Genomic DNA, 20,128 nt, shown 5'->3' with positions numbered 1-20,128 from the left:
CCCCGCCCGCTGACCACCCCGCCCGGCCGCTACCCCCGCCCGGTGGCGGTGAGCCAGACGAGTACCACGTTCAGCGCGATGATCACCGCGGCGAAGGCCCAGCCGACCAGGGACAGTCCGCGGACGTTGGTCCACTTACCCATCAGCGCCTTCTTCGCGGTGAACGCGACCAGCGGCACCAAAGCGAAGGGGATGCCGACCGACAGGACCACCTGGCTGACGACCAGCGCCCACGTCGGGTCGATGCCGAGGCCCAGCACCACCAGGCCGGGGATCATGGTGACCAGACGGCGCAGCAGGATCGGGACGCGGATCTTCAGCAGGTCACGCATCACCATGTCGCCGGCGTAGCAGCCCACCGACGTGGACGCCAGGCCCGAGGCGAGCAGTCCGACGGCGAACAGCGCACCGATGACCGGGCCGAGGGCGTCGGTCACCGCGGCGTGGGCGCCCTCGATCGAGTCGGTGCCGTCCACGCCGCGCAACGCCTGTGCCGCGAGGCAGAGCATCGCGATGTTCACGGTGCCGGCCAGGCACAGGGCGCCGAAGACGTCGATGCGGGTGGCGTGGAGGTGGCGGGCCATGGAGGCGTCCGACCCCGGGTTGAAGCTGCGGTCGCGGACGAGTCCGGAGTGCAGGTAGACGGCGTGCGGCATGACGGTCGCGCCGAGCATGGAGGCCGCGAGGATCACTGAGTGGGTGCCCTGGAACCGCGGGACGATGCCCTCGACCATCTCACCGACGGACAGACCGGTGACGAAGAGACCCGAGAGGAAACCGACGGTGATGATCACCAGGAAGCCGACGATGACACCCTCGAAGGTGCGCTGCCGGCGTTCGTTCTGGAAGGCGAGCAGGCCGAGGGAGACGAGGCCGACGATGACGCCGCCGAGCACCGGCGGGATACCGAAAAGCAGGTGCAGGGCAATGGCGCCGCCGATGACCTCGGCGATGTCGGTGGCGGCGGCGATGATCTCGGCCTGGCCCCAGTAGGCGAGTCGGCCGGTGCGGGCACGGCGGGTGTTGCGCCGGGTGTCGAACCAGTCGGAGATGTTGGCGGTGAGGCTCTTGCCGGTGACCAGTCCGATCTTCGCGGAGAGGTACTGGACGACCATCGCCATGATGTTCGCGGCGACGAGGACCCAGAGCAGTCGGTAGCCGAACTCTGCGCCGGCGGAGAGGTTCGCGGCGACGTTGCCGGGGTCGACGTAGGCGATCGCGGCGACAAAGGCGGGGCCGAGCATCCCGATCAGCCGGGGTCGGTGCTTCTGCCCTGTCTCCTGCCCTGTCCCCTGGTTCTGCTCGCTCCCCGTCTGGAGCATGTTCCACCGTCCATCGTCTTAGAGTTCAATACGTTGAACACTATCGTAGGCGCGGCGGAACAAGGTGGGCAAACGGAGCGTCGGACGATGCCTGTCACCTGCCCCAGCCGTCATTCCCGTTGAAGTGGTAGGAAGGCCCCTGCACGGTCACTCCCGGGGCCCCGGTGTCGCCCGCACCTCCGGCGCCGGCGATCCCGCCGGCGCGTCGGACGAGGATCGCCGCTGCCGCGAAGACCAGTGCGAGCGCTGCGAAGACGACGGTGGCGACACCGAGTCCGTTGATCCCGCCAGAACTTCCGGAGGACGCCTGGTTGGTGGTGCCGTTTCCGTCACCGGCCCCCTCCGGGGCGAACTCGCCGGGGCCGACGATGCTGCTGAACTGCGGGCCATCGGTCTCATCACCCTCGACGAGAGCGGCAATGCGGTACGTGTACGGAGCGGTCGCCTTCCCCTCATAGTCGTAGTAGGTGACGCGGAAGTACTGTTCTCCGCCGAGCCAGACGGTGGAGAACTTGCCGCCGGGCCCGGCGACACCGGACCTGAATCCGTATGCCTGGTCGCCGAGGAACATGTTGTTGACGTCGATGTTCTCCGGGTACCAGAGATAGCGTGCCGATCCCCCACTGGCCCAGACGTCTGCGACCTGCAGGCGGGCTGGATTGAACGCCCGGAGATCAAGTCCGGCACTGCCGTAGGGATCCACCCGCTCCGAGGTCTGCGTACCGCCGCTCACCGTAGCTTTCAGGGTCTGTCCGTAACCCGCACGCACCTTGAAGAACTGCGTCTCACCTGGCATGATCTCCAACTCCGCAGCACCCGAGCCGTCCGCAGGAAGCTCACCGGCGTCGTCGAACCAGATACCGGGGGTGACGTCCACGATGTTGTCCGGAATCACCAGTGTGTCCGCAAGCTGGAACTCCCGGTCGGTCGCGGCCGCCGGCGGCTGGGCAGACAGGTCGACCTGGCCGAAGCGCGTCACCGAGATCTCGATCGGCGTGTCTTCAATGCCCTCACTCTCATCGGCGATGTCGTTCAAGGTGACGGCGAGGAGGAGACGACCCGCAGAGCACTCTCCGGTCAGTGCCTTCGTGACCAGCCCGGCGTTGCCGATGCCCACCGGACCCGGTTTCTTCGTCTGGGAGAACTTCCACACGTCCTGGAACTGACTGTGCCCGGAGCCGATGCAGGGATCGGAATCTCCCTGATGGTTAGAGACATTGCCGTCGAGGAGGAGGTTGGCACCCAGGTCGTCGAGCCCGGCGCGCTTACCCACACCGTCATCGGTCGGCAGGGAATTGATGCCCACCGTGATCCGTTCACCGTCGGTGACGGGGATCCACCACAACTGCTCCCACACCACGCCCTGCATCGGCGAGACGGCGGACTTCCCGCCGGAGGGACGCGACCCGTTCGCCGTGATCGTCGTCCGGAACGTGGTGGTGTCCGCAGTGACTTCGGTGGCACTGTCAGCGGAGGTGCCGCCGATGATCTCTCCGGCGGCGTCGGAGCCACCTGAACTGCTGCCCGAGCCGTTGCCCGAGCCGTTGTCCTGACCGGCTCCTGAACCTGAACCGCCGCCGACCTTCTCACCGGTCGCCGCCTCCTCGACACCCTGGATCAACTGCTCGGCGTCCTTGGCGTCCGCGTAGGAACCACCGGTCGCCTCCGCGATGCACTCCAGCTCCTCACGCGCGGCCCTGTCCACCAGCAGCCCGACGGTGTTGATGACCAGGTCAACACCGTTTCGGTCGAGCTCCCGGGCAACCTCACACACCGGCGGTGGAGCACATGTGTCCGCACCATCGGAGACCAGCACGATCGTCCGGTCGCCACTGTCCGGCAGTGCCTCGGCAGCTGCCCGCAACGCCTCTCCGATGGGAGTGAACCCCTTCGGGGTCACCTCATCGACCTTGTCCTTCAGGTCATCGACCTTTCCGGAGACCGGCCCGGAAAGCAGGGTGATGTCCTTGCACCCCTCGACCTTGTCATCCGGGCCGTTGCTGACCTTGGTGCCGTAGGTCAACAGACCCACATCCGTGGCGTCCCCGATCTTGGTCAGCACCTTGTTCGCCGCCTCCTTCGCGACGTCGATACGGGCCCGCCCGTCAACGTCCTTCTCCACCATCGAGTATGACCCGTCAAGCACCAGCATCGTCGGCGGAATCTTCTTCCCCTCCTCGTCAGCGGCACTCGCCGGCGCAGCAACGAACGGCGCGGCGACCACGGCAAGCGCAGCCGCCGCCGACGCCGTAAGAGACATCTTCAAAGTCTGACGGAATGACATGTGGGGTCCTGTCTGTGGGCAGTCCTGTGCCGGTCCGGGCTTATTTCACCGGAGAGGAGGCACTCCCACCAGACCCCAGAACAGGGGTCTGCCCGGAGCGACACCACGACCGTAGATTTCCGGATGTGATGGAACTCCTGTCCCCCTCTTACCCCGGTCATGCGTCATGAATCTCAGCGCCGGCCTGTGGTCGATCATTCTCGCGGTCTGCAGCATGCTCTGCACCGTCACTGCGCTCGTGTGCCTGTGCTTTCTGGTCTTCACCGACTCCGACGGTGATGCTGTCGCCGCACCTGCGTCCTCATCGGAGGACGCCCCGGTGATAGTCACCGTCACCGAGGGCGCCGGGGACAACGGCGGGGCGGAACCGACGGCCGTCGGGGATGCCGGCGGGAGTGACGCCACGCCAGACAGCACCGAGCCGGATGACGACCTCGATCCCGCATTCATCACGATGTGGGCGATGCACGGTATGCGGCTCGAACTGTTCCCCGACGGGACTGCCGTCTACCACCGCTATTCAGGCGCCGTCAGCCTCATCAAGTGGTCGGCGACATGGACGGCGACCGGGAGGACAGTGACCGCAACCGTCGGCGATGTGATCGATAGTCACGGGGAACTGGACCATTACCCGGTTCACTCCGCCGGGGACCAGATCACGGGAGTCATCAGTGCCGACGGCACCAGGATGGACATCACCGACCCCGCCGACGACGGACGGACCATCACCACCTGCCGTTCTGACGTCTACGACCAGATCTGTGGTCCCTGATCCCGCGACCCCGCAGGATCGGATGCCCAACAGCCGAGGCTGCCGCCTGCCCCGTCTGCCCGGCCTTCCCTGCCTTCCCTGCCTTCCCGGCCTTCCCTGCTTTCCCGGCCTTCCCTGCTTTCCCTGCTTTCCCGGCCGCGAGGCCTCGGCCACGACAACCCCTTCGTGAGCAATGGTCGCACCGGGGCTTCCGGATTCCCGTTCATCGAGCGGACGTGCGACCATTACCCACCGCACACAACTCCGTTGCCGCCTCATCACATCAACGCCCTGCCACAACCATCTCTCCCGACCTGTGCGGCCGAGCACACTGCGGGCACCGGGCACATAGTGACAGCCGCCCCCGAAAAAGGGGCCTGCCCAGCGTAACTTTCTACCCATAACGTTCATGGTGGAGTGATCACACTGTCGCCGGAACCCCACATCGACGATCCCTCAGTCACTTCACAGACACAGGCACCACAGAAGACATCTGTCTCCTCCCTGACCCGACCAGGACGCTCATGAACGTGACTCCGCCACCCGCCGACCCCGGTATAAGACCCGCACCCGACCGCCGGGTGGCGATCTACGCCGCGTACGGCGTGCTCTGCACCGACGGCGTCATCCGCCGGCATCCCGACGGACAACCCCGGCAACCTCCACACGTCCACGAACTCACAACCCACACGACACCCACCGCACAAGACAAGGACCCACACCATGTCGCAGCCCACTCAACCCATCCGGCACCCGTTCACGGAGCCCGACCCGGCCGAACCCGTCGACCCGACCGACCCGATGTCCGACCCGATATCCGCCCCGACGCCCGCCCCGACGCCCCAGCGGGCCTCCCGGAACGCCCGCCCCACCCGGCCCCTCGCGACCCTGAGCCAGCGACTCGCGAAGCCGGTACCCAGCACAGTCGCCAACCCGGGGCGTCCCCAGTCATTCACCAATGAGGACGCCGTCGACGCCGCCTACCGGGCCGGGCTCGCCGGATTCAGCGTCAAGAGCGTCGCCAAGAGCATCGGGGTCTCCCCCGCCGCCCTCTACCAGCGCTTCGGCACCCGTCGGGGACTGCTCAACGCCTGCCTGTTCCGCGCCTTCGCCCTCGTCGAACCGCTCGAGGGAGCCCCCGACAGTGACGGGACGCTGCGCCAGTTCAGCGACCAGTGGTGGGCCCTGTGCCTCCGCTGCCCCGACCTCGAGGTCGTGATCCGCACGTACCAGGACCCCGAGATCCTGCTGATGACGCAGAGGTTCACCTGCTACCGCGACCGGCTCCGCCAGCTGGGGCTCTCCACCGAACAGGCCACCTTCGCCGGCTCCATGATCGCCGTCAACCTCCTGCAGCTGCGTCACCAGCTCCCCCGCACCATGGTGACGCCCGAAGACGTCCCCGCGGCAGTCGACGCCCAGCGGGAACAGTCGATCGGCTTCATCCTGCAGACCCTGCACAGTGACTGGCCGGAGTGGTCCGTGAACGAGGGGCGGCGATGAGCCCCGCACCCACCCGCCGCCGCGGACGCCCGGCGAAGTTCACCCGCGAAGACGTCATCCACGCTGCCCTCGACGCGGGCATAGACACCTTCACCCAGAGCGAGGTCGCCCTGGCACTGGGTGTCACCGTGCAGTCCGTCTACCGACGGTTCCCCACGCGCCGGCTCCTGCTGGAGGCCTGTATCGACACGACCCTGACCAGCGTCCCGCCGGTGGACTCCCTCGACCCCGTCCCCGCCACCTGGGAAGAGGTCATCCACGCCTGCGCCGACCAGTGGTGGGCCCTGTGCCGACGCTTCCCCGGGTTCACCACCGTGGTCACCGCGTACGAGGGGCCGTTGGAGCGGTTCCTCGACCCGGCGTTCACGCCCTACCTGGAAAAACTGGCCGACCTGGGCTGGTCGCCCGGCCAGGCCCGGTTCGCCATGTCTCAGGTCGAGTCCGCCGCTGCGCGGGTGCACCATTTCCTGTCCCAGGCGGTCCCCCTGGATGAGGAGGCGTTGGACAAGGCGTCGCGCCAGATGCGGCTCGCCACCAGCTTCATCGTCAAGGGTCTCGAGCTCAGTCGACCGGAGTGGCTGCTGTAGGCGTCCACCCGATCGGCGTCTGTGTCCCGGCATCGCCAGCGGCCGCGGCTACGCTCCCCCGGACTCCGGCCCGGGCTCGGTGCCGACACACGGGTCAGACCCGTCGCCGGCCGCCAGCGCGGTGCCGGAACCCGCCCCCGCCGCGGAGCACAGTGTGGAAGTGTCCGAACCGTGGTCCACGACCACGAGGTAGGAGCCTGAACCGTAGGTGGCCGACAGCCCCGGACAGCTTCCGGAGGTGATGACCACGGCGGAACTGTTCGCGCTCTTCGCCGCCTCGATGGAGGACTCGAGAGAACTGCTGTCCGCGTCCACCGATGCAAGAACCAGGACGCCGCTGGAGCACGAGATGGTGGTCAGGTCCGGCGTGTAGTCCGGTTCCTCCGGCTCCGGAGCGGGCGGCGGGGTCGGAACGGGAGGACGTGCCGTGCCCCGGTCGTTGCTACCGGGGGTGCTTCGTGTGGTGGTGCGCGGCGTGTTCCGTGTGGTCGTCCGACGTGAGCTCGTGGACCGGGTGGACCCTGAACTTCCGGAACCGGACCCTGAGTTTGAGCTGCCGGAACCGTTACCGCGGTTGCCCGTGCCGTTCGTCGCGGTGGGCCGCGACGGAGCCGGGAGCCGGGTGAGTGTGGTGGTGCCGACGACGACGGTGCTCGTCTCCTGGGAACCGTCGGCGCTCAGCTCGTCGTCACCACTGTTGCCACTGGTCAGTGCGAAGATGCCGGCACCGACGAGAGCCACGACCGCCAGGGCGGCGGACACGGCCAGGGCGATGGTTCCGCCCTTCTTCCGCGCCGGCGGCTGCTGCACGAAGACCGGTACGGGCGGTGTCTGGTGGGAACGGTACCGCGGCGGTTTCGGGCCCGGCTGGGCAGGGAATCCCTCGGTGTCCGGATTCCTGTCATTGGCGAAGGGGTTGCTGCGCCCCCAGCCGTCGTTGTTCTCGTTGCTCATCTTCGTGACTGTGGTCTAGTTCGACATGAAGATCGTGCGGATGCGCCAGGCCAGTTCGGCGACGGCGATCCAGGCAATGGTGTGGGTGACGATGAAGTAGAAGGCCTTGGTCGTACCGTAGCCGTCACCGAGGAAGATCTGGAACAGCGGGTACAGCGTGCCGACCAGGATGACCACGATGAAGGCCATGTACATCTTCGAGTCGGTCCTGGTGCGGCCGGTGGTGGAGAGGTCGGTCTTACCGACGGCGCCGGGGTGGGCACCGACCGGTGCCCCGAGGGAGGAACCCCCGGCGTTCACCGGCTGCGACGGGTACCGGATCCCCGACGGTGCGGAGCCACCTGTCGGGAACGGCGAGTCGTACTGCGTCGCGGCGGCCGACGAGGTTGCGGCACCGGCCGGCGCGTAGGACACCTGGTCAGCGAGGTCGTGCAGCCAGTCGACGGTGACGACTCCGTCGGGGCCGGCGAGGGCGACGTCGTAGGTGTCGCGCTTGTAGGGGTCGCCGAGGATCGCGCGTGCGGTGGTGAGCTGGTCAAGCTCGCCGGAGGAGTCGGTGTAACCCTGAGCCCGCATGTCGGAGATCCGACTGTCGAGGTCTGCGGCCACAGCGTTCGGCGGGGTGTCCACGTTGACACCGAGGCCGTCGTAGAGGTTGATGTTGGACATTGTGGTGCCTTTCTGAGGATCTTGCGGGGAAGGGCGCGGAAGTCAGCGGAGGGACAGGCCCTGGGCGTCACGGGAATAGTCGCCGTTGCGTCCGACGGTCATGAAGAACTCCGCCATTCGCCAGGTACTCGCTGCCGTGATCATGCCGACCCCGATCACGAGGGGGATCATGTTGCCGAAGTTCCAGCGCGTTTCCGAGTAGGAGTAGTACTCACTGGAGTAGCTGTACGAGTAGTCCGATTCGAGCAGCGTCTGGATCAGGAAGTAGACGCCGAAAATGGTGACGATCCATCCACAGACCATCAACCCGAGTTTGAACAGACCGCGGTTGGTCTGGCCCAGGTAGAAGTTGTTGACCCCCCATGAGCCGAGGAACCAGGTGAGCACGGCGGCGGAGGTCGTCGATTTCGCGGAGACCCCCTCGGCCGGCACGGCGTGGACAGGCGGAGGAACGGGGGCGACGGAGGACGCGGGGTACGACTGGGCCGGCGCTCCGAATGACGGTGCGAACTGGTCAGACAAGGTCATGTCCTCTCGCATCGTGCCGGTAGATGCCCGCACCCATGAGAATCATCACGACATCAACGAACCCCCAGACCAGAACGCCGGACCACATCAAGATTCCGATGGTCATCGGAGCCACCGCCCTGCCGATGGCTTCAATGTCACCGGAACTGACCACCACCAGCGGCCCCATCATGCAGACGAAGATTCCCACGCTGCCGGTCAGGAGTTGGGCGGTGCCCCGTTTCCGGTAGCCGAGGTAGAAGTTCGCCGCGCCGACCGAAGACCAGAGAAACGCGAAGAGTGCCGCCAACGCCTTCTTGTGCGGACGCACTCCACCCGGATAGATCATCGCAGGGTTCTGGACCGGCACCGCCTGCGGCGCCACTGTGGCGGCGGGAAGCCCGGAGCTGTTTCCCCACCCTCCGGGATTGTTTCCCTGCACCACCGGGAGTCCCCCCGTGCCCGCCTGCTGTGCCCATCGCCCGGGTTGTGACGCACCCGTTGACGGGACCCCGAACTGGGGCGTCGTCATGTTTTCTCCTTGAAGGTCCGGGGACGACAATGTGGCGTCCCCACTCGATCACAGTTGTAAGCGGACCGGGATCCCCACTCAAGACATGACTACGTGTGGGTGAAAGTGACACCCGGACAAAAAATGTTCTCCGGTACCGCCACGCCGGTGCCCCTCGAAAACAGGTCTTTACCCTGAGCGGTCCTCGCTCGTACCGTGCCACTACATTGACTGCCGTTGACGGAAAGAGGACGCACATGACCCACGCCGCACCCACCCCGCAGCCCCGGGGACGCTGGGGACAGCAGGCAGACCAGGGTGCCTCGCAACCCACGCCCCCGGCGCCCCGGTCCTCACAGTCAGCGTCACCCGCCGATTCCCCCGTGCCGCAGGCTCAGGCCACAGGCGGCTGGGGAAGCGGGGCTCAGCAGTCCCCGGCCGCACAGCTGCCGAGTTACGGACAGGCGCAACCGCCCCGCGCCACGACCTCGTCTGTCGACCTGTCCGTCCTGCACAACAAGTGGGTCATCACCGGTGTCTCTGCGGTGCTGGGGATCCTGTTCGTGATCAGCTATCTCCTGAACTGGGCGCATTCCCCGGGTGATGAGGTGACCATCAACGGTCTCGGTTTCGTCGGCGGCACCCTACCAGGCGACTCCGGCATGTTGGGGAACATCTTCATTTTCCCGGCACTGGCGATTCTCATCGGACTCGGCACCGGCGCCTACCACCTAGGATTCACCCATAATTCCAGTCGCGGGTACAAAGAGATGTTCACCGCAGGGGCCGTCGCCGCCGTGCTAGCCATCTTTGGTCTTGCGACGAAGATGCTGCTCTCCCTGTTTGTCAGTTTCACGTCCTTCGACGGGACAACCGTTGAATATGAAACCGCGTCCGGCCCCGGCCCAGTCCTCTGTCTCTTCCTCGCCGTCGTCACCCTCGCCTTCGCCGGTGTCCTCTACGTCACCCGGCCTCAGGTGCAGACCCCTCCGCCCACCCCGTTCGGCGGACCGGTACCGGGCCAGCCGTTCCCCAACGCACAGCCTTGGTAACGGAGATTCCTGATGCCCGTCCACAGCCAGCCGACGTCCGCGCTGTACAGCCAGGTCAACTCGGGGATACAGCAACTCATCGCGCAAGGCACCCCTGATCCGGAAGAGCCGTCAAAGTCGCGTCGTGAGCCTGTTACCTGCATCATCGCCCTACCCGCCATGATCACGCACCTCGTGTTGATCATCGTCGCCCGCGTCTCGCGGACTGCCACAACAGCAGGCTCCGTAACCTACGAACGGAACCCTGTCTGATGCGTCTCATTGTGAAATCCTCGATCGCAGTCATTGCAAGTATCGGCCTGCTGCTCGGATCCTGCACAGCGACAGAAGAGAACGGTGCAACGAGCAACGGGGAAGCGACAGTCACCGATGAGGGCATCTCCCTGGAAACCAGTAGTTTTCGCATCAGTGCACCTCCCGGCGTTGCCCCGGAGGGAACCTCGGTCACTGTCCGCGAAGTCGAGGATGACATCCCCGGCGAGTGGTCCAAGTTCACCACTCGTCAGGGCCCGGCCGCAGAAATTCTTCTCGAAGGTGGAACAGTCCAGCCTGAGCAACCGATCACCGTGGAATTCCTGAATGTTGAGCCCTCCGAAACATCTTTCATTCTTCACGAGGAGGGGGACGGAGCCGTACCGCTTGAGACCACCCGAGGTGACGGCGTAGTGGTGCAAGCCAGCCACCTCAGCAAGTTCTGGGCAGCCGCAGCGAACGTGGGAGATTTCTCCGGCTGGGTCCTGGATCAGATGACCTATTTCACCGGCATGAAATCACCTCGCCCCAACTGCTTCCGGGCCGATGGTGCCTACCCGGAGTTTGAGGCAACGATAAGCCCTGTCCGCGGGGATGCCGTCTGGCCCTGCCTGAAAAACGGCCCGTCCGGAATCGACCTTGAGATTACCGGGAACAATGCTCTCGCATGGACAGTCTCCGCCACTCCGTCGTGGAATTTCTCCGGCACCCCTGATTCCTCGAGTATCGAGGAAGTGGCGCTTGTTGACGGTTGGCGGCATTTTTCACCGAGGTCCGCCTCCGAGGATCTACTGTCGCCGACCGGAACCACGATCCTCAACAGGTCTGATATCACCAATTCTACCATTACGTTGACCATGCATCCCGGAATGACGGAAACATGGGTGGCGATCAGCATATTGACGTCCCTTGTTAATTTTCCCGATCAGGGGAAGTACGACGCCGTCAACTGTCTTCTCGGCCAGACAACCGGAATACTCGACGGGTACGACACCGGAAACTTCTCTTCCGTGCTGCGCTCAGGCGTCGACTGTATCAGCTCGGTGGGCGGCCCGAAGCTGGGTATTATCTCGCTACTGCTCTCCAGCCCCGGATTTCTCTGGGCGAACATCGAGGGCCTGCTGCGGACCGTCATCCCAGGTCTGGATTCCGTCTCTTTCGATGTCCGGACCACCTCAGCACCGCAGACTCCGCCCGAGGACAGAGGCTCTACCAACGGCGCCGCCCACGGTGGTCTCGACGTCGGCCCCGCCGGTGACGGCTCCGGAGCCGTCTCCCCCAACGGGAAGACCATTGAAAGCTGCGTCATCGGCGGCTACACCTACAGCGGCGGAGCGGTCTACACCGACGGCACCTCCGCAACCCAAGACCCCGTATGCGACCGCCTCCGCGACGAGTTCTACGCCGCGAACCCCTGGGTCTGCCCAGGTGGACAGGGCGCCACCGACGACCCGTCCAAGTGCCCCGGCGGCGAAGCAAGGTCCGCCTACGACCCCGACCTGTGGGGCGGCGGCACCGGAATGCCCAACCCACTCTGACCTGACCACCAATGCACCTGCCACGTCCATCCCCTGTCCCCGCCAACCCCGGGAGCCCACCATGAGCACCACGAATTCCGCGACACAGATTCTCTGGGCGTCCAGCGGCCTGTCCACCATCGCCGCGCTGATCTGCGGTGGGCTGCTGGTGTTCGCGGGCAATGGCGGAGACTCTTCGTCGAACGCCACCTCCGGCGAGATCGGGTCGGACGCTGACAACACGACCGCCGACGAGGTCTTTCCCTCTGGCCCGCTGATCACGGTTGATTCCTCCGGCGATTCGCAGGGGTTCTTCGCCGACGGTGGTCTTCAACGGTGGGCGGACGCAGTGAACGCCAATGACCTCGACACACTTCTCACCCGGTGCGACCTTTACCCGGAAAGCTACATCCGCAGTCACTACCTCGAAAACAAGGACCGTATCGCGCCACTGTTGGAGAGCGGTTCCTGGGACAACGGAAACGGCCTGGGATGGGGAGAGTCCTCGTCTGACCCCGACTACGCCTTCGCCGACAATCGCGAGACCTTCTACGAGTACTCCTGCCCGAAGATCACCCTCGCCGGCGTCGGCGACCCGCCAGACGACCTCCTTGTTCACGCTGTCCGACGCGAGATCCTCGATGCCCGTGGAACCCCTGTCTCGTTCCGTGACGAGGACGACTACGACCAGGTCGCCTGCACCGACGCCCGACGACAGGTCAACACCGACATCCACAATCTCGACAAGGCTGATCCCGAGGACATCGCGGTCGTCAGCGGACCGGACAAGGGCGCGTGGACCGTCACTGCAGGTCCCGTCACCTTCACCGTCATGAACACCTTGTCCCAGGTCTGCATAGACCGCGCACGCTGAGAGCACCCACATGACTTCACCCCACAACCCCTTCCAGCAGTCGACACCCCCGCAGCCGACCGCCAGACGTCTTTCGCCGCTGCTTCTTCTTCCCCTGGTCATCGTCCTCGCGCTCGGCGGTGTCCTGATCTGGCAGAAGGACGCTATCTTCGGCGGCCAGGGTGGTTCCACCTCCACTGTCGCTGCCACGTCGCCCACGTCGCCTGGCACGGCGACATCGTGGGTCACCGACACGGTGACTGCGGACAGTCCCTCACCCGAAGCGGGAGGGGCCACTGAACCGTCCACCACGCAGATCGTGGTGAACACCGGCGGGGACGCCGACTCCATCAACGTATCAAGCCTGCAGAAATGGGCCAGCGACGTCAACAACAACAACCTCACGACGCTGGCGTCGAAATGCTGGACCTTCCCGGAGAGCTACATCCGGGAACGGTATCTCGGCAACCGGGAACGGTTGGCCGCGATCATGGCCCTGGAACCCGGGGGAACCCAGTCGGGAATCCTGTGGGGTACGTCGATGTCCAGAGGGCTTTCGGACGGTGACAGCGCCTTTGTCACATGGGACGAGGGGGACTCCGACTACGCCTGCCCTCAAATTGAACTGAGCGGACAGCCTTCCATCACCGATGACCAGGTCATTCACAACGTGAAACGCCTGATCCTCCGCGATCGCGGTACCCCGATCAACGTCTACGACACCCAGGCCAACTATCCGGTTCTCGTTTGCACCGGGCCCACGAAACTGGTCAACAACGACATCCACAATCTCGACCACGCGGACCCACACGACATCACCGTCACCGGTCACCCGACCGACACCGAGTGGACGGTCGACTCCAACGGCGTGGAGTTCTCCGTGAAGTTCCAGCTGCACTACCTCTGCACAGATACGGCGAACTGACATGGCCACGCCCCACAACCCCTTCCAGCCCGGTTCCGGACAGCCCGACGGCCCGACGCAGGCATTCCCGCCACAGCAACCGCACCTCCAGCAACCGATGCTCCAGCAACCGCATCACCAGCAGGTGCCCGGGCCGCCACGCCGCACAAGCCGCCTCTGGTGGCTCCTCGCCGTCCCCCTCGTCGCCCTTGTCGTGCTGGCCGCCGTCCTTCTCTGGCCCGGCAGTGACGGCGACAGTGGCGACGGCACCGACGCGGCGTCCTCCACAGGGTCCTCCACAGGGTCTTCCCCCTCCGGAGCCACCCGGACCAGCCACGATACGCAGTTCTCCTGCACCACCGTGATCCACATCGGTGACCTCTCCTCCGCCGGCATGTTCGACGCCGCCGACCTCGACGACCCCACCCGCACCGCCGACGACGAATACCGCGCCCACGGAGCCGCGAACGTCATCTCACGCACCGAAGGCCCCCGCTCCACCACCGAAGGCACCGACGACGGGGTGCAGTCAGCCGTAGACATCGTCCGCGACCTGCTGCCCGGACATTCCGGCACCGACACCTGCTGGGTCATCGCCACCGGCACGAACGACGCCGCCAACTGGTCCGTCGGCAACGGTCCCGCACCCGGTGACCGCGTCCGCACCATGCTTGACCTGCTGCGCGGCCGGAAGGTCCTGTGGGTCACCGCCGCCTCCGGCCGACCCGACACCGCCTGGGAACAGGCCGGTCAGGAGGCCTTCAACGCCGCGTTGAAGGACACCGTATCCTCCTACCCCACCGTCGCCGTCTATGACTGGGCCGGCGAGCTCAGCCCCGTCTGGTTCAAGTCCGGTGACTACGAGCAGGGCGGTGGCGTCCACTACACAATGACCGGCAACACTCAGCGCGCGCTGCGTATCCCCGCCGCCCTCGCCAACGCTTTCCCCGCCAGGGTGTCCGGATCGGACGCCTCCGCCAGCGTCGTGGGCAGCGGGTACGGCGCCGAAGGCACAGGAGACGCAGGAGACACGAGAGACACGAGAGAGACGAGAGAGACGAGAGACACGGAGGTGGGGGCCGGCGCCGACCGGGGTACAGGCGGTACCGGCGACGGCTCAGGTGGCGGAGCCGGCACCGGTTCCACCGACAGCTCCGGCTCCGGTACCACTGCCCACGGCGGACTCGACGTCGGCCCCGCCGGTGACGGCTCCGGAGCCGTGTCCCCCAACGGGAAGACCATTGAAAGCTGCATGATCGGCTCGGCCACCTACAGCGGTGGAGCGGTCTACACCGACGGCACCTCCGCAACCCGTGACCCCGTGTGCGACCGGCTCCGCGACGAGTTCTACGCCGAAAGACCGTGGATCTGCAACGGCAGCGACATGGCCACCGACGACCCGTCGAGGTGCCCGGGCGGCGAAGCCAGATCCGCGTACGACCCCGAGCTGTGGGGCGGCGGCACCGGAATGCCCGACCGCATCTGACCGGACCACCTCACCCCGCCCCGCGCACCGGGCACCCCGTCCGGTCAGGAGTAGTCGGTTCCGTTCCAGGACAGCAGTTCCGAGGTGATCGTCCCCCCGGCGCACGACGGTGTGCAGTCGTTGGCCGACTGCTCGATCTGGTACCGTCCGTCCGCGCCCGGTCCGACGAGGTCGGCATAGTAGTACATGTTCTCGCCGGTCTGGTAGTTCAGATTACCCGCGCCGCCATCGCCCACCTGCGCAAAGCCGTCCGGAGTGGGGACCAGTGTGATCACCCCGTTGTACCGGCCCGGATTGTAGGTCACGAAAATGTTGCCGGTGCTGTCCTGGAACGGAGACGCGAAGTTCAGCGCATCCTCGTACACCGCCACACCCGTCCGGAAGACACCGTCCCCCGTGGCGTCGACGGCACCGATGCAGCCGCCGTTACTCATCTCCAGGCCCGTGCCCGCGTACTTCAGGCCCACATACACTCTGCCCAGAGACGGATGGACGGTTTCCTGCCACTCGTCGACCGCGCCGCACACCGCGCCCAACGCGGTCTGCGCCTCCGCGTCCGACAGCCCCGGCTCCGCCTTCTCCGCCGTCTCCGCTCCGACGCCGGCGTCCGGACTGAGGACGCCCCCGCTCCCGTCAACTACTTCCGTGGCGTACTGCGTCACCACCACGGCATCACCGTCCTCCGGAGCCCCGGAGGAGCAGGACGCCAGCGCAGTACAGAGCACTGCGACGGGAACCAGGTACTTAGCTCTCATTCGCTCAATGTAGATCACCCGGAGGACGCCGTGTGTGAAGCACCGTGCCCCCACTTTCCAAGCCCCTGCCCACAACCCCCACTCCCCCGCTCACTCCCGTGCCCCCGATCCGTCGAACCGCACCACCCCGTTCCCGTCCGTCACCGTGGCGAAGGTGCTGCGTCCCGCCGGCAGCAGCCGGATCGTCACCTTCCCGTCCACCGCCGCATCCACCGTCCGCAGGAGGGACGGGAGCATCCGGTCGACCGTCTCCCGGGCAGACAACCCTGGCAACTCTGGCAACCCTGGCAACCCGGACGACCCGGACGACCCGGACGCCTCGTCCTCCGCCGCACCACCGGCGGCCCCGTGGCTCCGGTCGTCGAGCAGCAGCACCGTCACGCCGCGTGCCCGGGCGTCACGCACCGCCACCCGCAACGACGGCACATCCAGCAGGGGTGAGCGGATCATGTCGCGCAACTCCATCTCGGTGAGCTTCGCCCGCCTGGCCAGAGATGCGGAGACCGCCGTGGTACGCGCCACAGCGGCGAACACCGGCCCCACCGTCTGCTGCAACATACGCAGATTCTCTGCCCTGCTCGCCGCCGTCACCGCTGCCGCCGCAGCTGCCTTCTCAGACTCCCGCAACCGCCCCTGCGTCTCGGGGACGCGTTGCACGAACACCCGGAAACCGACGTATACCAGTACCGCCACAGCAACCGGGACCTGTGTCGTGAGGAACCGCAGCGGCGTGTTGTAGTCCACCACGGCGATCCCCGTGTCCCGCAACAGCAGGACCGCGCACTGGCCGAAGACCGTGGCACCGAGGCCGGACCACAGGTGACCACGGCAGATCAGCAGGGAGGCCGCCACCGAGAACGCGACGAAGTGCCAGCTTCGCAACCAGGTCCGCGGCTCCACCGGGTCCTGCCACATACCGAGCACCACCGACGCACACAGGCACACCACGATGATCCACACCCGCCACCGGGCCAGCGCCGCCGTGTACGCCCCCGGGTGACCCACGCGTGGACCGGTCATCAGCACCAGAGCGGCCAGCACCAGCACCAGTGTCCCGAGTCCGGCCGGATCGGACAGGCCGCTGTTGGCCGAGAGCATCGAGAGGTACAGCACCGTGAGCGCCACGACGTACGTCGGGGAGAACACCACCGACATCCCCAGGAACCGCAGCGGGAACACCCCGGCGATCGGGTCGGGCACTGCCACCTCCTGCGGCTCTCCGGGTCGTCGCGCCGCGTCTGTCGTCGCACGGGCCGCCTCCTCGTCCGCCCGACCCCGGTCCCAACTCAGCCGGATGTCCGTGCCCTCGCCCGGTGCGGTGCAGATCACGGCGTCCCCGCCCTCGACGGAACGCATCCGCCCCGTCACCGACAGTCGCACGCCCACCGCCGTGGGACGCAGAGCGTCCGGGTCGAACCCCGGACCGTCGTCGGTGAACCGGAACTCCACCCCGTCGGCCGTGACCCGCAGTTCACAGGTCCGACGCGACCCGTCGGCGTGTTTCACGGAGTTGCGGGCGGCCTCGGCCAGAGCCAGGACCATGGGGGACGCCACGTCCGCAGGCACCGGCCGGGCGTCCTCACTGACCAGCACCGTGACGGGGCACTGCGGGGAGGACTCGCGCACCGCGTCCCCGGCGGACGCCACCAGCTCGGCCGGCTCCACGTCGGCGCCGTCGTCGAAGACCGCGATCAGGCGGATGTCCGGCCTCCGGTCGGGCCGGATGCCCTGGGCCACGGCGGAGAGCCAGGTGAGAATGTTGTCGTGCACCAGGGCGGTGAACCGGCGCACCTCCTCAGCCTGTGCACGGAGGCGTCTGGCACGGACGTCTGCCTCCCTGGCACGGGTCTCGGCGTCATCCACGATGCGGCCCAGTCCCATGGTCGCGGCGGCGAAGACGACGAAGTAGAACGTGCCGATGACCGTATTGCCGACATTGGCGATGAAGAAGTCCGGGCCGGTGAACCCGGAGAGGAAGGCGTTGATGACCACCACCGTCCCCGGCACGGCCACCAGGTAGGCCACCGCCCTGCGCGGGACGGTCGTGGCGGCGTAGGCGATCGCCGGTGACGGGCACAGCACCGCGTACCAGAGGCCCGGGATCTCGCCGCCCGTCTGCCAGCGCACCGGCAGCAGGAGCAGCAGGACCACCGGGACAGCCGCCATGGACCGGAGGCTGAGGATGCAGAACCGCTCCCGGCCTACCACGACCGCGGCGAGCAGGAACAGGTCCGAGCCGATGAAGAGTACCGCTGCGGTGATGTCGTACCAGTCGTCGGTGATCCAGCCCTGACGCAGTCCGGAGACCAGCGGACGTTGCAGGGCGAACAGCAGGGCGACGGCTATCGCGAGGGACGCGGCACGCAGCATCGACAGCCGGAGGGAGGTCCGGGGCTGGCGGGGCTGACGCGGTTGGCGGGGCTGACGCGGCTGACGCGTCGTGGGTGTGTCCACAGTGCGATCATAAGTGGTGCTGTGGCGTCCTTCGCGGTAGCTCACGCGACAGTTCAGCAGCAGTGCCGACACAGCGCCTTCCCAGCCTGACCCAGCGTCCGCACGTCTGCCCCGGGCATCTCTCACGTGAGAAAGCAGGCGACCGTGTCCGGAGCACCCCGGCATCTCCCGCCACGTCACAGTCCGAGCAGCTCGGCACGGGGCTCAAGCCCCGGCACGTCACCATGCTCTCCCCCACCGGCACGATCGGTGCCGGCCTGTTCGTCGGCTCCGCCACCGCGATCCACCTCGCCTGCCACACCGTGACCCCGGCGTACACCAGAGCCACCGTGACCCCGGCGTACACCAGAGCCACCGTGACCCCGGCGTGAGCAATGGTCGCACCTGATGTGCTGAACCTGTGTTCACTGCGGTCCAGTGCGACCACTACTCACCGACGCATGGACACGTGCCAGTCCCACACCGCCCCGTCGGTCACCAACTCCTCCACCGGGATCCCCCGGAACTTCCACGGCCCGCCCGCCATCCGGGCTTCAGCGGTGCCCACGATCTCATCGACCACGTACGCCGGCATCAACTCGAAGCACAGGTCAGGATAACGCAGCAACCCCCACCCCCAACGCGTCGCCGCATTCCCCTTCCACCGGTCGACCGCGAACTGGTCGTCGTCGGCGAGGGCACCGTGTTTCGCGTGGTAGGCGTAGCTGTCGATCTCAATGAGCAGCCCCGCCTCGGGGACCATGAAGTCATAGCGGTAGTGTCGCATCTTCCGGTTGACCAGCAGCGTCGCACCCAACCTCCCGAGCCTGGGGGCGATCCGCTCGGCGACCCGGCGCTCCAGCCCGCTCGCTGTGCCCACCAGCAGTCCGTCGAGTGCGGTCTCCGCGTTCTTCCGTCCGCGTGTGAGGGCCGCGAGGTCGGCGTCGAGGACCTCCCCGCCACGCGTCCCGGCGTACTGTGCGATGAGGAACTCCCTCATCTGCCACGGACGCCTCCCCTCCGCCAGCAGATCAGCGGCGGTCTCCACCGGCGATGTGACCGACAGACCGGCGATTTCCCTGGTGCGTCCCGGGGTGCCGTGACTCAGTCTGATCAGGTCACTGCTGTGCCGACTGGCAGTCCTCGGCACCCGCCCGGTCGCAGGCCACCTGAGAGCCCCTCCCTCATAGAGGCTCATCGCCGTGCCCCCGGTGTAGACGACGCGACGGTGCACGACGGCCAGGCCCCGGAGCGTGACCAGGTCGGTGGGTTTCTCCGTGGTGTAGAGACCCCTGACCACACGGTGGAGGACGCCCTCTTCCAGAGCTGCGGTGATCTGTCGGTGGGTCTTCCCGGCGGCGAGCAGGTCGCTGGTGCGCCAGAAGATCCCCCTGTGTTCCGTGTCCGGCACGTGTGCCCCCTCAGTACGGCACGACCCCCTGTCGTGCACTGCACCGAACACTACCCGGGCAGGACGCCACCCGTGCCGTTCTTCCGCACCAGGCACACGCTTGCCCCGTGCCCTGCCCTCTTCAGGCCCGCACCCAGCGCGCTTCGCCGGTCAGCAATGGTCGCACCGGAACTGGCGAAGCAGAGTTCAACAAGGCGGAATGCGACCATTACTCACCCACGGACGGGAACGACGCCAGGGCTCCGTCAAAGTCGTTGGTGAGCCGTTGTGACCAGCAGCGATGCCCTTCCTGGATCCCTCCCACAGAACCTGAGCGCCGCCGCGATACTCGTGTGACCGTCCAGGCGCAGCAGACTGATCACCGTCGACCGCAGTGT

Annotated in this window: 18 protein-coding genes; 9 read left to right on the top strand and 9 right to left on the bottom strand. The window is 66.6% G+C overall.

The window, feature by feature from the left end:
* Positions 1-29 precede the first annotated feature (29 nt).
* On the bottom strand, positions 30-1,322 hold the full coding sequence (locus QZV72_RS04980) for an Nramp family divalent metal transporter (RefSeq protein ID WP_297005949.1): 1,293 nt from the start codon (positions 1,320-1,322) through the stop codon (positions 30-32).
* 94 nt (positions 1,323-1,416) lie between these two features.
* Entirely contained in the window at positions 1,417-3,606 is a 2,190-nt protein-coding gene (locus QZV72_RS04975; protein ID WP_297005948.1) for a VWA domain-containing protein, read from the bottom strand.
* Between the two features lie 166 nt (positions 3,607-3,772).
* Here QZV72_RS04975 and QZV72_RS04970 point away from each other — a divergent pair, with 166 nt between their 5' ends.
* The 3 genes from QZV72_RS04970 (at position 3,773) to QZV72_RS04960 (ending at position 6,447) form a co-directional block, all read left to right on the top strand.
* Positions 3,773-4,378 (top strand): hypothetical protein, encoded by a 606-nt coding sequence (locus tag QZV72_RS04970; RefSeq protein ID WP_297005947.1) that lies wholly within the window; start codon positions 3,773-3,775, stop codon positions 4,376-4,378.
* 702 nt (positions 4,379-5,080) lie between these two features.
* Positions 5,081-5,860 (top strand): TetR/AcrR family transcriptional regulator, encoded by a 780-nt coding sequence (locus QZV72_RS04965; RefSeq protein WP_297005945.1) that lies wholly within the window; start codon positions 5,081-5,083, stop codon positions 5,858-5,860.
* Entirely contained in the window at positions 5,857-6,447 is a 591-nt protein-coding gene (locus QZV72_RS04960; protein WP_297005944.1) for a TetR/AcrR family transcriptional regulator, read from the top strand. The genes QZV72_RS04965 and QZV72_RS04960 overlap by 4 nt, the downstream gene beginning before the upstream one ends.
* A gap of 48 nt (positions 6,448-6,495) precedes the next feature.
* On the opposite strand, the gene QZV72_RS04955 is transcribed toward QZV72_RS04960, so the two are convergent.
* Genes QZV72_RS04955 through QZV72_RS04940 form a run of 4 tightly spaced genes read right to left on the bottom strand, consistent with a single transcriptional unit; the run spans position 6,496 to position 8,962 of the window.
* On the bottom strand, positions 6,496-7,401 hold the full coding sequence (locus QZV72_RS04955; RefSeq protein WP_297005942.1) for a hypothetical protein: 906 nt from the start codon (positions 7,399-7,401) through the stop codon (positions 6,496-6,498).
* A 15-nt stretch (positions 7,402-7,416) separates the two neighbouring features.
* Positions 7,417-8,070 (bottom strand): hypothetical protein, encoded by a 654-nt coding sequence (locus QZV72_RS04950; protein WP_297005941.1) that lies wholly within the window; start codon positions 8,068-8,070, stop codon positions 7,417-7,419.
* Positions 8,071-8,112: 42 nt separating this feature from the next.
* Positions 8,113-8,598 (bottom strand): NINE protein, encoded by a 486-nt coding sequence (locus QZV72_RS04945; RefSeq protein WP_297005939.1) that lies wholly within the window; start codon positions 8,596-8,598, stop codon positions 8,113-8,115.
* Entirely contained in the window at positions 8,585-8,962 is a 378-nt protein-coding gene (locus QZV72_RS04940; protein ID WP_297005937.1) for an NINE protein, read from the bottom strand. The genes QZV72_RS04945 and QZV72_RS04940 overlap by 14 nt, the downstream gene beginning before the upstream one ends.
* Before the next feature lie 383 nt (positions 8,963-9,345).
* Here QZV72_RS04940 and QZV72_RS04935 point away from each other — a divergent pair, with 383 nt between their 5' ends.
* From QZV72_RS04935 to QZV72_RS04915, 5 genes are all read left to right on the top strand, one after another.
* Positions 9,346-10,140 carry a hypothetical protein gene (locus QZV72_RS04935; RefSeq protein ID WP_297005935.1) on the top strand — a complete coding sequence of 265 codons (795 nt, stop codon included), beginning with the start codon at positions 9,346-9,348 and terminating at the stop codon, positions 10,138-10,140.
* A 251-nt stretch (positions 10,141-10,391) separates the two neighbouring features.
* Positions 10,392-11,930 carry a hypothetical protein gene (locus QZV72_RS04930; protein ID WP_297005933.1) on the top strand — a complete coding sequence of 513 codons (1,539 nt, stop codon included), beginning with the start codon at positions 10,392-10,394 and terminating at the stop codon, positions 11,928-11,930.
* A gap of 61 nt (positions 11,931-11,991) precedes the next feature.
* The gene (locus tag QZV72_RS04925) at positions 11,992-12,783 is read left to right on the top strand and encodes a hypothetical protein (protein ID WP_297005931.1); all 792 of its coding nucleotides are present in this window, start codon (positions 11,992-11,994) and stop codon (positions 12,781-12,783) included.
* A gap of 10 nt (positions 12,784-12,793) precedes the next feature.
* On the top strand, positions 12,794-13,687 hold the full coding sequence (locus tag QZV72_RS04920) for a hypothetical protein (protein WP_297005930.1): 894 nt from the start codon (positions 12,794-12,796) through the stop codon (positions 13,685-13,687).
* A 1-nt stretch (position 13,688) separates the two neighbouring features.
* A complete protein-coding gene (locus QZV72_RS04915) occupies positions 13,689-15,152 on the top strand; it encodes a hypothetical protein (RefSeq protein ID WP_297005929.1) in 1,464 nt (487 codons plus the stop codon).
* Between the two features lie 44 nt (positions 15,153-15,196).
* Here QZV72_RS04915 and QZV72_RS04910 read toward each other — a convergent pair whose 3' ends face one another.
* Both QZV72_RS04910 and QZV72_RS04905 read right to left on the bottom strand, forming a co-directional pair.
* Positions 15,197-15,907 carry a hypothetical protein gene (locus QZV72_RS04910; protein ID WP_297005927.1) on the bottom strand — a complete coding sequence of 237 codons (711 nt, stop codon included), beginning with the start codon at positions 15,905-15,907 and terminating at the stop codon, positions 15,197-15,199.
* A 90-nt stretch (positions 15,908-15,997) separates the two neighbouring features.
* Positions 15,998-18,361, bottom strand: a complete 2,364-nt coding sequence (locus QZV72_RS04905) for a sensor histidine kinase (protein ID WP_297005925.1) — start codon at positions 18,359-18,361, stop codon at positions 15,998-16,000.
* A 62-nt stretch (positions 18,362-18,423) separates the two neighbouring features.
* On the opposite strand from QZV72_RS04905, the gene QZV72_RS04900 reads away from it, so the two are divergent.
* Entirely contained in the window at positions 18,424-18,732 is a 309-nt protein-coding gene (locus tag QZV72_RS04900; RefSeq protein WP_297005951.1) for a hypothetical protein, read from the top strand.
* 59 nt (positions 18,733-18,791) lie between these two features.
* On the opposite strand, the gene QZV72_RS04895 is transcribed toward QZV72_RS04900, so the two are convergent.
* Positions 18,792-19,751, bottom strand: a complete 960-nt coding sequence (locus QZV72_RS04895) for a type IV toxin-antitoxin system AbiEi family antitoxin domain-containing protein (RefSeq protein WP_297005923.1) — start codon at positions 19,749-19,751, stop codon at positions 18,792-18,794.
* Positions 19,752-20,128: the final 377 nt, after the last annotated feature.

This window comes from uncultured Corynebacterium sp., assembly GCF_902782855.1.
In the GTDB taxonomy this organism is placed as follows: domain Bacteria; phylum Actinomycetota; class Actinomycetes; order Mycobacteriales; family Mycobacteriaceae; genus Corynebacterium.
The sequence above is the reverse complement of the archived record's forward strand: the minus strand, read 5'-3'. Positions and strand labels throughout refer to the sequence as shown.

Bases quoted from the DNA above. Each gene is read 5' to 3' on its own strand.
- QZV72_RS04980 (WP_297005949.1), bottom strand. From the start codon at position 1,322: ATGCTCCAGACGGGGAGCGAGCAGAACCAGGGGACAGGGCAGGAGACA.
- QZV72_RS04975 (WP_297005948.1), bottom strand. From the start codon at position 3,606: ATGTCATTCCGTCAGACTTTGAAGATGTCTCTTACGGCGTCGGCGGCG.
- QZV72_RS04970 (WP_297005947.1), top strand. From the start codon at position 3,773: ATGAATCTCAGCGCCGGCCTGTGGTCGATCATTCTCGCGGTCTGCAGC.
- QZV72_RS04965 (WP_297005945.1), top strand. From the start codon at position 5,081: ATGTCGCAGCCCACTCAACCCATCCGGCACCCGTTCACGGAGCCCGAC.
- QZV72_RS04960 (WP_297005944.1), top strand. From the start codon at position 5,857: ATGAGCCCCGCACCCACCCGCCGCCGCGGACGCCCGGCGAAGTTCACC.
- QZV72_RS04955 (WP_297005942.1), bottom strand. From the start codon at position 7,401: ATGAGCAACGAGAACAACGACGGCTGGGGGCGCAGCAACCCCTTCGCC.
- QZV72_RS04950 (WP_297005941.1), bottom strand. From the start codon at position 8,070: ATGTCCAACATCAACCTCTACGACGGCCTCGGTGTCAACGTGGACACC.
- QZV72_RS04945 (WP_297005939.1), bottom strand. From the start codon at position 8,598: ATGACCTTGTCTGACCAGTTCGCACCGTCATTCGGAGCGCCGGCCCAG.
- QZV72_RS04935 (WP_297005935.1), top strand. From the start codon at position 9,346: ATGACCCACGCCGCACCCACCCCGCAGCCCCGGGGACGCTGGGGACAG.
- QZV72_RS04930 (WP_297005933.1), top strand. From the start codon at position 10,392: ATGCGTCTCATTGTGAAATCCTCGATCGCAGTCATTGCAAGTATCGGC.
- QZV72_RS04925 (WP_297005931.1), top strand. From the start codon at position 11,992: ATGAGCACCACGAATTCCGCGACACAGATTCTCTGGGCGTCCAGCGGC.
- QZV72_RS04920 (WP_297005930.1), top strand. From the start codon at position 12,794: ATGACTTCACCCCACAACCCCTTCCAGCAGTCGACACCCCCGCAGCCG.
- QZV72_RS04915 (WP_297005929.1), top strand. From the start codon at position 13,689: ATGGCCACGCCCCACAACCCCTTCCAGCCCGGTTCCGGACAGCCCGAC.
- QZV72_RS04910 (WP_297005927.1), bottom strand. From the start codon at position 15,907: ATGAGAGCTAAGTACCTGGTTCCCGTCGCAGTGCTCTGTACTGCGCTG.